Consider the following 12,488-nt stretch of genomic DNA (forward strand, 5'->3'; position numbering starts at 1 on the left):
ACCGCCCGCCGAGCGGCGGTCAGCGCCGCCATTCGAAGTGGTCCAGCGGACCGGCTCCGGCGCCGAGCCGCCAGTCGACCGCGCCGGTGAGCGCACGGGCGACGTACTCCTTGGCGAGCCGGATCGCGTTTTCCACCTCGGCGCCCTGGGCCAGCAGCGCGGTGATCGCGGCGGAGAAGGTGCATCCGGTGCCGTGGTTGTTGGGCGTGGGTACGCGACGGGCCCGCAGCGACTTCGCGCCGTGCTGGGTCCACACGACGTCGACCGAGTCGTCGCCGGGCAGGTCGCCGCCCGTGATCACGATGGTGACGTCGCCCCGCCCCGACGCTAGCTGCGAAGCCGCGCCCGCCATGTCGGCCGGGGTGGTGACCTCCCAGCCGACCAGCGCGGAAGCCTCCTCCCGATTCGGGGTGAGCACCGTGGCGTACGGGAGAAGACGTTCGATCGCCGCGCGTACGCCCAGACTCCGGCCGGTCGAGGCACGCAGCACGGGATCGATGACGAGATGCGGGAACGCACCGTTGCGAGCCCGTGCCGCGACTTCGGCCGCCGCCTGAGCCGAGGCGAGCATGCCGACCTTGGCCGCCGCCACCGGCATGTCGTCGAGGACGGCGGCGAGCTGCGTACCCACCACCGGACTCGGAACGAGGTAGAGATCGTGGACGCCGAGCGTGTTCTGCGCGGTCAGCGCCGTGATGACGCTCGTGCCGTAGCAGCCGTGGGCGGCGAAGACCTTCAAGTCGGCCTGGATTCCCGCGCCCCCGCCCGGGTCGGAACCGGCCACGGTCAGCGCGACTGGTGGGGTCTGCATGGTCTGCATGCCCCTAACGGTCGCCTGCGCGGAAGATCCGGCGTCGGACAACGAGTGAGTCACCATTCGGCTATACCGATATTCGCAGTCGAGCGCCGGGCTTCCCGGCGACGGGGGATGCGCCCGGCCCGGGCGGCGAGCCGGCCGCCGAGCACCGCGTGACGCATCGCCGCCGCCATCGCGGCCGGATCGGCGGCCCGGGTGATCGCGCTGGCCACCAGGACCGCGTCGCAGCCGAGTTCCAGCGCGAGCGCCGCGTCGCTGGCGGTGCCGATCCCCGCGTCCAGCACCACCGGGACGTCGATGAACTCGCGGATCAGTTCGATGTGGTACGGATTGCCGATGCCGAGCCCGGAGCCGATGGGCGAACCGGCCGGCATCACCGCGGTGACACCGGAGTCGGCGAGCCGCCGGGCCAGAATCGGATCGTCCCCGGTGTACGCGAAGACGGCGTAGCCGTCGTCGACCAGCGTCCGGGTCGCGGCGAGGAGTTCGACCGCGTCCGGCAGGAGCGTGCGCTCGTCGCCGATGACTTCCAGCTTGATCCAGTTCGTGCCGAACGCCTCGCGCGCCATCCGCGCCGTACGCACCGCGTCAGCCGCGGTGTAGCAGCCCGCCGTGTTCGGCAGGATGCGCAGCCCGAGCCGGTCGAGCAAGGCGACCAGACCCTGGGTATGCGTACCGACGCGGCGGAGTGCGACGGTCACGATCTCGGCTCCGCTGGCCCTGATCGCCCGTTCGAGCGCGTCGAGGCTGGTCGCGCCGCCGGTGCCGAGGATGAGGCGGCTGGCGTACTCGCCGCCGTCGAGGATCAACGGATCGGCATCGGTGCCGACCTGGAGCGCAGTGTCCATGGTCAGCCTCCCTGTGCGGCGGTGAGGATCTCCACCGTGTCGCCGTCGGCGAGCGGGCACGTGCCCCACTCGCCACGCGGCACGACTTCGCCGTTGATCGCGACGGCCACTCCCCGTTGCTCCCGCGTGACCGCCGCGACCAGCTCGGCGACGCTGCCGACTAGCTCTTGTTCGATTCCGTTGACGGTGATCACTGCGCCTCCACCAGGTTCACGACCCGGTCGGCCGTCCACGGTGTCAACGCGATCCCGTTCCGGTAATGCCCGGCTGCGACCACCAGCCCTCGGCGTACGCGATCGACGATCGGCAGGTTGTCCGGGGTCGCCGGGCGGAATCCCACCGAGACCTCGGCGAACTCCGCCTCGCGTACGCCGGGCACTAGGGCGATCGCGTCGCTGAGCAGTTCATGCACGCCACCGGCGGTCGGCCGGGGATCGGACTCCTCCGACGAGGTCGCTCCGACGACGATCTCCCCGTTCGGCCGGGGCACGAGGTAGACGTGCCTGCCATGGACGTAGCCCCGGATCAGGTGAGCCAGCTTCGGGCCGCCCCGCAGCCGGACGATCTCCCCGCGTACGGGGTGGATCGGCAGGCCGGTGAGGGCGGCGGTGCCCGATCCGGCCGCGACCACGACGACGTCGGCATCCACATCAGACAGACCGTGGACGGCTCCGGCAACCGCGACCCCGGCTTTCGCACAGGCCTCTCGCAGGCGCTCGACCAACCGCCGGGGGTCCACCTGAGCATCGATCTCCGTGTACGCCCCTGCGTGTACCCCTGGCTGGAGAAGGGGCTCGCGCTGCCGCAACTGATCCGCGGAGAGCGCCTCGACCGGCAACCCGAGACTCTCCTGATAGGACCGATAGCGAGCGATCTCGGCCTGGTCGGCGGGGGTGACGCCGACCAGAAGCGAGCCGGAGCGGGCGAAGCCGACGTCGCCGAGCTGGGCGGCGAAGGCCGGCCAGGCGCGGACCGAGGCGACCAGCAGATCGGTCAGGCGGTGCTCGCCGAACGCGGCCTCGGCGACCGGGGCGAGCATGCCGGCGGCCGCGTGCCAAGCGCCCGGCGCGCCGTCGTCGTGGAGCGTGACGGCGTGATCGCGTTGCGCGAGCCGCCAGGCGCAGGCGAGTCCGATCGGCCCCGCGCCCACCACCGCAACCCTCATGACTTCTCCTGCAGATCACGGTTACGCATGTCATCCTGCGCGGTTTTAGCCTGCGTATCCGTGATCTGGTGCGGATCTTGCGTGACGGCCGCGAGGAGGGCGGCGGTCGCGGCGGCGGGATCGGCGGCGTCGCGGACGGCCCCGATCACCGCGATCCCGTACGCACCCGCAGCGAGCACCGCGGGCACGTCGGCCAGGGTGAGCCCGCCGATCGCGATCACCGGTACGCCCGCAGCCGCGCCCACGACCGCGACCAGCCCGGCGAGGCCGATGACGTTGGTGGCGACGTCTTTGGTGAAGCTGGGATTGACCTGGCCGCAACCGAGGTAGTCCGCGCCTTCGGCGATGACCTGCCGAGCGCGTTCGGGCGTCCGGGCGCTGGCCCCGATCAGCCCGCTCCCGCCGAGCACCGTACGCGTCGCATGCACCGGAAGGTCGTCGGCTCCGACATGGACAGCCGCCGTACGCAGTGCGACCGCGATGTGCGGCCGGTCGTTCACGACGCAGATCGCGCCGCGCTCCGCGCACATCGGCGCGATCCGGCTCGCGAGGTCGTAGAGAGCTCGGTCGCTGACCGAGTCCTCGACGCGTACCTGGATCAGGGGCGCGCCACCGGCCAACGCAGCCCGCGCGACATCGACCGAGTCGGTCACCACATGTAGACGGGGAACCCGCATCCGCACTCCTCCCTGCGCCGGCATGATCCGGATCAGGTTCTACGGTCGGGGCTACCCAGCCCCCTCTCAGCCCGGTGCACCGGACTCCCGTGGGTTGTCTCGCGCAGACTAACCACGCTTCGTCGCGAAACGCAAGGCTCACGTCACGACCACGACACGATACTCATCTCTTCGTCTATTGGTTAACAAACCTTTCGAATATACCTTCGGCTCACTTCGTCATCCCTGGAGGTGTTCGTGCGCGCCGTACTCGCCCTCGTCTTAGCCGCTTCCCTCACCGGTGTCGCCAGTCCAGCCGCAGCTTCTACATCGGACCCGGCGCTCGCCGCGTCCTACGTCAAGGTGGGCTACTTCACGCAGTGGGGTATCTACCGCCGCAACTTCACGGTGAAGAACGTCCACACCTCCGGCATGGCCGACAAACTCACCCACATCAATTACGCCTTCGCCAACGTCGGCGCCGACGGCAAGTGCTTCGAGGCCAACGAGGCGGGGGTCGGCGACGCTTGGGCCGACTATCAGAAGCGGTTCAAGGCGTCCGAGTCGGTCGACGGGGTGGGCGACGCGTACAACACGCCGTTGGCCGGGAACTTCAACCAGTTACGCAAATTGAAGGCGCTCCACCCGGGCCTGAAGGTGCAGCTGTCGATCGGCGGCTGGTCATGGTCGAAGTACCTCTCCGACGCCGCGCTCACCCCGTCGTCGCGCCAGGCCATGGTGGCCAGCTGCATCGACATGTTCCTCAAAGGCAACCTGCCGTTGATCGGGACCTCCACCCAGGGCGGACCGGCCTCGGCGTACGGAGTCTTCGACGGTTTCGACATCGACTGGGAGTGGCCGGCGTCGGACGGCAACACCGGCAACGTCGTACGCCCGGAGGACAAGGCCAACTTCCTCGCCCTGCTCGCCGAGTTCCGTACGCAGCTGACCGCGTACGGGACGCAGGTCGGGCGGACCTTCTCGCTGACTGCCTTCCTCCCGGCCGACCCGGCGAAGATCGACGCGGGCATCGACCCCGCCGTCTTCGGCTACCTCGACTTCGCCACCGTCCAGGGCTACGACCTGCATGGGGCGTACGAGCCCGTCACCAACCACCAGGGCCAGCTCTACTCTCCCGCCGCCGACCCGGCACCCCAGCGATACTCGGCCGACCAGGCTCTGCAGCACTATCGCGCTCAGGGAGCGCCCGCGAACAAGCTCGTCCTCGGCATCCCCTACTACGGACGAGGTTGGGCCGGCGTCGCAAGCACCAACAACGGCCTCTACCAGACTTCGACCGGACCGGCCCGGGGCACGTATGAAGACGGAATCGACGACTACAAGAAGGTCATCGCCAAGTCCGGCCCGACCTTCTACGACCCGGTCGCGGGCGCGGTCTGGAAGCTCAGCGGCAGCACGTTCTGGTCCTACGACGACCCTCGCTCGATCGCGCAGAAGACGGCGTACGTCAAGGCGAACGGGCTGGGCGGGACGATGGTGTGGTCGCTCGACGGCGACACCGCCGGGGGTGAGCTGACCAGCGCGATCTCCACCGGCCTCGCCTGAGATCTCGGCGCTTTATCCCGGGATGACGTGGCCTTGCGTCGCGGGAAGGCCACGTCATCCCGGGATATGTGCATCCAGCGTGGGGTCAGCGGACGTCCCAGACGGGCTCGGGCGTCTCGACGACCTCGTTGTCGCCCTGGAAGACGACGAACCGATCGAACGACTTCGCGAACCAGCGGTCGTGCGTCACCGCGATGACCGTCCCCTCGAACTTCGCCAGCCCCTCCTGCAACGCCTCGGCGCTGGCGAGGTCTAGGTTGTCGGTCGGCTCGTCGAGCAGCAGCAGCGTCGCCCCGGACAGCTCAAGCAGCAGCACCAGGAACCGCGCCTGCTGCCCGCCGGACAGCGTGCCGAAGTTCTGGTCACCCTGCTTGGCCAACTCGTATCGGTCCAAGGCCCGCATCGCCGCGTGCCGGTCCATGCCCTGGCGATGATCGTCGCCACGCCACAAGATCTCCACAAGGGTACGCCCGAAGAGCTCCGGCCGATCGTGCGTCTGCGAGAAGTGTCCGGGTAGGACACGCGCCCCGAGCCGGGCCGTTCCCCCGTGGGCCACCGGGGCGTGCGTACCGCCGTCCACACTGGAAGTCACGCCCTCGGTGCCACCCCGGGCGAGCAGCCGCAAGAAGTGGGACTTGCCGGTGCCGTTCGCCCCGAGCACGGCGAGCCGATCGCCGTACCAGAGTTCCAGGTCGAACGGGAAGGTCAGGTTCTCCAGCTCCAGCTGCTCACAGATGACCGCGCGCTTGCCGGTGCGGCCACCGGAGAGCCGCATCTTGATCTCCTGGTCCTTCGGCGGCAGCGGTGGCGCGCCGGCCTCCTCGAACTTGCGCAGCCTGGTCATGGCCGACTGGTAACGCGAGGCCATGTCGGAGTTGTACGCCGCCTTCTGCTTGTACATCAGCATCAGCTGGCGGAGCTTCTCGTGCTCCTCGTCCCAGCGACGGCGGTCCTCCTCCATCTTCTCGTGCCGGGCGTACCGGGCGTCGTGCCAGCTCGCGAAGCCGCCGGGATGCACCCAGGCGGTGTCGCCCTCCACGGCCACCACCCGGTCGGCGGTCTGATTCAGCAGCTCCCGGTCGTGCGACACGTACAGCACGGACTTCTCCGACTCGCGCAGCCGCTTCTCCAGCCACCGCTTGGCCGGTACGTCGAGGAAGTTGTCCGGCTCGTCGAGCAGCAGCACTTCCTCCGGGCCCCGGAGCAGCAGCTCGAGGGCGAAGCGCTTCTGCTGGCCGCCGCTGAGCGTACGCACCGGCCGGTCGCGCGTGCGATCCCAGGGAAGGTCCAGCACGAGCGTGCTGACCGTGTCGGTGAGCACCTCGAACTCGTAGCCGCCGGACTCGCCCCAGGCGGTCAGGGCCTCGGCGTACCGGAGTTGGGCCTGCTCGGCCGACTTGCTGAAGCGTCCCCGCGCCTCGGCTGCGGCCAGTTCCCGTTCGGCCTTCGCCAGGCGTTCGCCGGCCTCGCGGACGAGCGGCGGAGCGAGCGACAGCGCCAGTTCGGCCAGGACCGTGTCCTCGCCGAGCGCGCCACCGGCGGCCCGTCCGTGACCGAGCATGCCGATGAACTGGCGCATGATGCCCAGCCCGCCGAACCGGCTGATCACACCGGTCTTCACCGGCAGGTCGCCGGCCACCATCCGCAGCAGCGTCGTCTTGCCCGCGCCGTTCGGCCCGACGAGCGCCACCTTGGCTCCCTCGCCGACCCGGAACGAGACGTCGGCGAACAGCACCCGCCCGTCCGGCAGCGTATGTGCGACTCCGGCCACATCCACGTATCCCACGGCGGGCAATACTGCCTGATCAGTGCCCTCGTCGCATACGCATTTCGCGCGGGCGGCCGCGGGGATCTTGTGCGTGACGCGCCCGGAGTCCGATTAGGCTGTGCACGTGGCCACGACGACCAGGGTTTACGTCGCCCGGCTCGCCGGCCTCGCCGTCTTCGACCCGAACGGCGACCAGGTGGGTCGGGTACGCGACGCGGTGGCCCGGGTCACCTCCAAGCCGCCCCGGGTCGTCGGCATCGTCGCCGAGATGCCCATGCGGCGGCGCATCTTCCTGCCCATCGGGCGGGTGACCTCGATCGACAACGAGAGCGTCCTGCTCAACACCGGCACCCTGAACCTGCGCCGATTCGAGAAGCGCCCAGGCGAGATGCTGGTTCTTGAGGAGCTGCTGGACCGCCGGGTGACCATCGTCGACCGGGGTCAGCCGGCCACCGTCGTCGACGTCGCGATGGAACCGGATCGCACCGGCGAGTGGAAGCTGAGCCGGGTCGCCGTACGCGAGGTGACCGGGCGGCTGAGCCGCCGGGGGCAGGTGCACCAGGTCGAGTGGGACGAGGCGCAGGGGCTGCTGACTCCGGCCGCCGAGCAGGGCACGGAGTCGCTGCTGGCAGTGCTCGAGAAGATGCGCCCGGCCGACTTGGCGCACGCCTTGCAGGAGATGCCCGATCCGCGGCGGAACGAAGTCGCCAAGGCGCTGGACGACGAGCGGCTCGCCGACGTCATCGCCGAGCTGCCCGAACAGGACCAGGTCGAGATCATCGCCTCGCTCGACCGGGAGCGCGCGGCCGACGTCCTGGAGGAGATGGACCCCGACGACGCCGCCGACCTGCTCGCCGAGCTGCCGCAGGTGGAGCAGCAGGTGCTGCTGGACCTCATGGAGCCCGACGAGTCGGCGTCGGTGCGAGCCCTCATGTTGTACGCCGAGGGCACCGCCGGTTCGGTGATGACCTCCGAGCCGGTCATCCTGACCCCGGACGCCACTGTGGCGGAGGCCCTGGCCCGCGTACGCGAGCCGCAGGTCTCCCCGGCCGTCGCCGCGCAGGTCTTCGTGGCCCGGGCGCCGATGGCCACGCCGACCGGCCGCTACCTGGGGATGGTGCACTTCCAGCGGCTGCTGCGTGAGCCACCGGCGTCGATGCTGGGCCGGATCGTCGACAACGACATCGATCCGCTGGAACCGGAGACGACGCTGCCCGACATCACCCGGCGGATGGCGACCTACAACCTAGTCGCGATGCCGGTCGTGGACGCGAGCGACCGCCTGCTCGGCGCGGTCACCGTCGACGACCTGCTCGACCACCTCCTGCCGGAGGACTGGCGGGAACGTCATGGCTGAGCGGCGGCGGCTGGACCAACCGCGCGAACCCGGCCGGGTGCACATGCCGCGGTTCGACCCCGAGGCGTTCGGCCGCTGGTCGGAAGCGATCGCCCGGTTCATGGGGACCGCGCAGTTCCTGGTGTGGATGACGCTGGTCATCTTGCTGTGGATCGGGTGGAACACGCTCGCGCCGGCGAGCCTGCGATTCGACCCCTACACCTTCACCTTCCTGACCCTGATCCTCTCCCTGCAAGCCTCGTACGCCGCTCCGCTCATCCTGCTCGCACAGAACCGCCAGGCCGACCGCGACCGGGTGTCGCTGGAGCAGGATCGGCAGCGGGCGGCGGCGCAGAAGGCCGACACGGAGTACCTGGCCCGGGAGATCGCGGCGCTCCGGATCGCGCTCGGCGAGGTGGCGACGCGCGACTTCCTGCGCTCGGAGCTGTCCCGGCTGGCCGAGGAGCTGGACGAGGCGGCGCATCGCCGGTCCCAGCTGGAACGCAAGCATCATCAGAAGGAGCTGCGGGCGACGGCCCGCCACGAAGGCTTCGACGACGAGTGGGACACCGACCGCTCGTAGCGCCAACACTAGGGGTGAGCAGGAAAAAGCCGCGCGCCGCAAGGGGCATGGCGCGCGGCTGACGTGCTACCTCACATCGATGATCGCACGTGGTGGCAGACCAGTCCAGAGCGTCAGTCGTCCTCTTCCGGGTCGAGGTTGGTGACCTCGCCGCCGACGAAGGGGATCATCGCGAGCTCGTCACCGACCGGCGAGACGTAGGCCGGCAGCTCGGCGGAGCCGAGTTCGGCAACGTATCGCCAGTACTCGCCGACCGCCTCCGCAGGCGAGTCGGCCTCGATCGGGAGGGCAACATTCACCAGCCAGGACTTCTTGCTCACGCCCCACTATAGGCAGGCGGCCGCTTCTCGACGAAGGCGAAGGTGCCCTCCCGATGATCATGGGTGGACCCGCAGTCGGCCTGGGCCTCGGCCTCCACCGCCAGCGCTTCGGCGAGCGATCCGGCCGCGCCTTCGACCAGTTCGCGCTTGATCGCGGCGTACGCCCGAGTCGGCCCCTCGGCCAGCCGGGCGGCCAGCTCCTGGGCGGCCGGGAGAACGGCCTCGTCGTCGTCGACCAGCCGGGTCAGCAGCCCGAGGTCGAGGGCGGCCTGGGCGCGTACCGGCTCGGCGAGCATCAGCAGCTCGACGGCTTTGGCGTGGCCGACCAGGCGCGGCAGGATCCAGGACGCCCCGGTGTCACCGGCGAGGCCCACCTTGGCGAAGGCCATCAGCAGGCTGGTCGACGGCCCACCGATCCGGAAGTCCGAGAGCAGGGCCAACGACGCCCCCGCACCGGCGGCCGCCCCGCGTACTGCGGCGATCACCGGCACCGGCAGGGTGGCGAGCGTGAGCGCGATCGGGTTGTAGTGCTCGCTGACCGTCCGCAGTGGGGTGTCGCTACCGCTCTCGAGGAAGCCGACATGCTCTCGCAGATCCTGGCCGACGCAGAACGCCCGGGTTCCCGCGCCGGTCAGCACGACCGCGCGTACCGAGGGATCGGTGGAAAGCCCGCCGAGGGTGTCCCGCAACGCTTCCTTCAGCGGCACGTCCAGCGCGTTCATCGCATCGGGCCGGTTCATCGTCAGCGTCACGACGCCGCCGGAGCGGTCTACGAGCAGCGGATCCATCAAGGTCTCCCATCACTCAGGCAGGTGGTCACGAAGCGGTCGGCCGCCGGGCGCAGCCGGGCCGCGTGGCGGTCGAAGAAGGCGGCCGCCGCCGTACCGGCCCAGCCGTCGGGCAGGAGGGCGAGGGGCAGCTGCGGATCGGAGAACAGGAAGCCGCGCCAGGCGTGGACCAGCTGGAACCGGGCGGCGTACGCCTGCTCGTCCGGGGTCCGCGCGCTGACGGCGGTGACGATCGGGCGCAGATCTTCGACGAACTTCTCGTACTCGGCGGCGATCTCGGTCAGGTCCCACGCCCGCCGGACGAGCGCCATCGCGCCGGGCACCCCGCCGTGGTGGCTCGAGGAGAACCGTTCGTACGCCACGTCGGAGTCCTGCAGCAACGGCTCGATCTCGGGGGACGGGCGGGCGGCCACCCAGGCCCCGTCGCTGAGGCGGGCGTACCCGAGGAAGGACAGTGCGGAGAGGAGGCGTTCGCGCGGCCGCCGCTCGGCCGGGAGGGTGAGCGTGATCAGGTCGAACCGGCCGTCCCAGCCGGCTCGGGTGGTGCGGTAGATTCGCGCGGCCGCCGCGTCGAGGCGGCGTTCGGCCCGCGCGGTCAGCTGATACCCGGGACCGGCGGGGGTGCGTGTCGCGGCGAGCCAGCCTTGGCGCACCATACGGGAGACCGCGGTACGCACCGCGGGAGCGGCGATGCCGACCGGAGCCAGCAGCCGGACCAGGGCGGCGACCGGCGCGCGACCACCCCGGGATCGGAGGTGGTCGCCGTACAGATCGAAGAGCGCCGACCGGGCCTGCATAGCCGCAAATTGTTACACTTTGTGGCCGTTTTAGCTAGCAATTGTCACATCGATGGCGGCCCGGTTTGGGCTTCGTGGCAGCGATCAGGGAAAATCATTGGTCGGGACCATGCACCGGTCCACCCATCCGGTGCGTTCCTGGATGGCTGACGCGCGGCGGGGAGACCCGCTGCCCCTGGTGGGAAGTCTGAGGGGAGACAAACATGGCGGCGATGAAGCCGCGGACGGGCGACGGTCCGCTTGAGGTCACCAAAGAGGGCCGGGGCATCGTCATGCGGGTGCCGCTGGAAGGCGGCGGTCGCCTGGTGGTCGAAATGACCCCAGACGAGGCCACCCGCCTCGGCGAGGCCCTGAAGGAGGCCGTGGGCTGAGGCGCCGCTTCACAGCGTGCCTTGAGGGCGTGGCCCACCGGCGGATCGACTCGACAACTGAACACAGAACGCGCTGCTGCGACGGTTGGCCGACCGATGCGGCGGCGCGTTCGCGTTCTCGACTAGGGTGGGCGTCATGGTCGACTTCCGGCTCGCCGAGACGCCCCCCTCCGAAGCGACGGTCGTCGCTGTCCCCGCTCCGTCGGCCGGCGGCCGCTGGGACATTCCGGAGGCCGAAGCGTTCCTGACGCAGACCGGGCACACCGGTGAAGCGGGCCGGATCGAGAAGCTCGTTCGTCCCTTGTCGAGGCCTTCGACCGTTTTCTTCGCCGGGGTCGGTCCCGGCGACGAGGCGGGCTGGCGAGCGGCGGGAGCGGCGATCGTGCGGTCGGCAGGCAAAGCGACGTCGATCACAGTCGACCTGACTTCTGCGGTCGATCACAACGCCGCTACCAGGGGTTTCGTGGAGGGTGCCGGGCTGGCCGCGTACCACGCCAATCCGGCGAAGCGATCGCCACTGACCGATGTGACCCTCCTCGTCCCCGACCCGATCGCCGCCGCCGAGGCGCTGGAACAGGGCCGGTCCGTCGTCGAGCGCACGTCGTTCGCCCGGACGCTGACCAACACGCCGTCGTCGACGAAGGACCCGGCCTGGTTCGTCGACCAGGTCAACGCGGCGGCGACCCGCGCCGGGGTGGGTGTCGAGGTCTGGGACGTCGACCGGCTGCGGAACGAGGGCTTCAACGGCATCCTCGCGGTCGGCGGCGGGTCGACGCGGGGTCCGCGAATGCTCCAGCTCGACTACGCGCCTTCCGACGCGACCAGGCACATCGTCCTCGTGGGCAAGGGCATCACGTTCGACACCGGCGGCATCGACATCAAACCGGCCGAGGCCATGCTGCTCATGCGCAAGGACATGGGCGGGGCGGCCGCCGTCGTCGGCGCGGTGCTCGCGGCGGCCGATCTTCAGCTGCCGGTACGCGTGACGGCGCTGACGCCGTTGGCGGAGAACATGATCTCCGGAACCGCCTGGCGTCCCGGCGACGTGATCGAGCACTACGGCGGGCTGACCACCGAGGTGCGCAGCACCGACGCCGAAGGGCGCATCGTCCTCGCCGACGCCATGGCATACGCCGTCGAGCAGTATTCCCCCGACTTCCTCATCGACGTGGCGACGCTGACCGGCGCCAACCGGGTGGCCCTCGGCCGCCGGATCGGCGCTCTCATGGCCGACGACGACGACCTGGCCGACGCGCTGCTCGCCGCGGCCGCCCGAGCCGGGGAGGGTCTTTGGCGGCTGCCCCTGCCCGGCGACTACGTCTCCATGGTCACCAGCGAGATCGCCGACCTCTACAACCACAGCGACGGCGGGGCCGGGACGATCACGGCCGGGCTCTTCCTCCGGGAGTTCGCGGGCAAGCAGCGCGACCGTTGGGCCCACATCGACATGTCGTCGCCGTCGTGGACCGACGA

At 70.2% G+C, this 12,488-nt stretch carries 12 protein-coding genes, 2 pseudogenes and 1 riboswitch; of the genes and pseudogenes, 5 read left to right on the plus strand and 9 right to left on the minus strand.

What is annotated here, in order from left to right; genetic code table 11:
• Positions 1–19: 19 nt before the first annotated feature.
• From thiD to HOV77_RS13065, 5 genes and pseudogenes are all read right to left on the minus strand, one after another.
• Positions 20–811, minus strand: coding sequence for a bifunctional hydroxymethylpyrimidine kinase/phosphomethylpyrimidine kinase (thiD, locus tag HOV77_RS13045; protein ID WP_290861841.1), 792 nt, complete (start codon positions 809–811; stop codon positions 20–22).
• A gap of 59 nt (positions 812–870) precedes the next feature.
• The gene (locus tag HOV77_RS13050) at positions 871–1,665 is read right to left on the minus strand and encodes a thiazole synthase (RefSeq protein WP_290861814.1); all 795 of its coding nucleotides are present in this window, start codon (positions 1,663–1,665) and stop codon (positions 871–873) included.
• A gap of 2 nt (positions 1,666–1,667) precedes the next feature.
• Positions 1,668–1,859, minus strand: coding sequence for a sulfur carrier protein ThiS (gene thiS / locus HOV77_RS13055; protein ID WP_290861816.1), 192 nt, complete (start codon positions 1,857–1,859; stop codon positions 1,668–1,670).
• Positions 1,856–2,830 (minus strand): glycine oxidase ThiO, encoded by a 975-nt coding sequence (gene thiO / locus HOV77_RS13060; protein ID WP_290861818.1) that lies wholly within the window; start codon positions 2,828–2,830, stop codon positions 1,856–1,858. The genes thiS and thiO overlap by 4 nt, the downstream gene beginning before the upstream one ends.
• Positions 2,831–2,910: 80 nt before the next feature.
• A pseudogene (locus HOV77_RS13065) lies at positions 2,911–3,507 on the minus strand (thiamine phosphate synthase); the annotation flags it as partial.
• Positions 3,500–3,608, minus strand: a riboswitch (TPP riboswitch). (Overlaps the previous pseudogene by 8 nt.)
• A gap of 136 nt (positions 3,609–3,744) precedes the next feature.
• On the opposite strand from HOV77_RS13065, the gene HOV77_RS13070 reads away from it, so the two are divergent.
• Positions 3,745–5,052 carry a glycoside hydrolase family 18 protein gene (locus HOV77_RS13070; protein WP_290861823.1) on the plus strand — a complete coding sequence of 436 codons (1,308 nt, stop codon included), beginning with the start codon at positions 3,745–3,747 and terminating at the stop codon, positions 5,050–5,052.
• Positions 5,053–5,137: 85 nt separating this feature from the next.
• On the opposite strand, the gene HOV77_RS13075 is transcribed toward HOV77_RS13070, so the two are convergent.
• A complete protein-coding gene (locus HOV77_RS13075) occupies positions 5,138–6,838 on the minus strand; it encodes an ATP-binding cassette domain-containing protein (RefSeq protein WP_290861825.1) in 1,701 nt (566 codons plus the stop codon).
• 106 nt (positions 6,839–6,944) lie between these two features.
• On the opposite strand from HOV77_RS13075, the gene HOV77_RS13080 reads away from it, so the two are divergent.
• Positions 6,945–8,177: a CBS domain-containing protein gene (locus tag HOV77_RS13080; protein ID WP_290861827.1), complete on the plus strand. Its 1,233-nt coding sequence runs from the start codon at positions 6,945–6,947 to the stop codon at positions 8,175–8,177.
• The gene (locus HOV77_RS13085) at positions 8,170–8,739 is read left to right on the plus strand and encodes a DUF1003 domain-containing protein (protein ID WP_290861829.1); all 570 of its coding nucleotides are present in this window, start codon (positions 8,170–8,172) and stop codon (positions 8,737–8,739) included. The genes HOV77_RS13080 and HOV77_RS13085 overlap by 8 nt, the downstream gene beginning before the upstream one ends.
• A gap of 113 nt (positions 8,740–8,852) precedes the next feature.
• Here the strand turns inward: HOV77_RS13085 and HOV77_RS13090 are convergent.
• The 3 genes and pseudogenes from HOV77_RS13090 to HOV77_RS13100 all read right to left on the minus strand — a co-directional run.
• Positions 8,853–9,053 (minus strand): annotated as a pseudogene (locus HOV77_RS13090) (hypothetical protein); the annotation flags it as partial.
• Between the two features lie 2 nt (positions 9,054–9,055).
• Entirely contained in the window at positions 9,056–9,850 is a 795-nt protein-coding gene (locus HOV77_RS13095) for an enoyl-CoA hydratase-related protein (RefSeq protein ID WP_290861830.1), read from the minus strand.
• Entirely contained in the window at positions 9,847–10,644 is a 798-nt protein-coding gene (locus HOV77_RS13100; RefSeq protein ID WP_290861832.1) for a PaaX family transcriptional regulator C-terminal domain-containing protein, read from the minus strand. Before HOV77_RS13100 ends, HOV77_RS13095 begins: the two co-directional genes overlap by 4 nt.
• Positions 10,645–10,847: 203 nt before the next feature.
• Here HOV77_RS13100 and HOV77_RS13105 point away from each other — a divergent pair, with 203 nt between their 5' ends.
• Together HOV77_RS13105 and HOV77_RS13110 are read left to right on the plus strand one after the other, a co-directional pair.
• A complete protein-coding gene (locus HOV77_RS13105; RefSeq protein WP_084556858.1) occupies positions 10,848–11,015 on the plus strand; it encodes a DUF3117 domain-containing protein in 168 nt (55 codons plus the stop codon).
• Positions 11,016–11,151: 136 nt separating this feature from the next.
• Positions 11,152–12,488: leucyl aminopeptidase family protein (locus HOV77_RS13110; RefSeq protein ID WP_290861835.1), on the plus strand; the 1,337-nt coding region annotated here is incomplete at its 3' end.

Source organism: Hamadaea sp., assembly GCF_013362815.1.
Taxonomy (GTDB): domain Bacteria; phylum Actinomycetota; class Actinomycetes; order Mycobacteriales; family Micromonosporaceae; genus Hamadaea.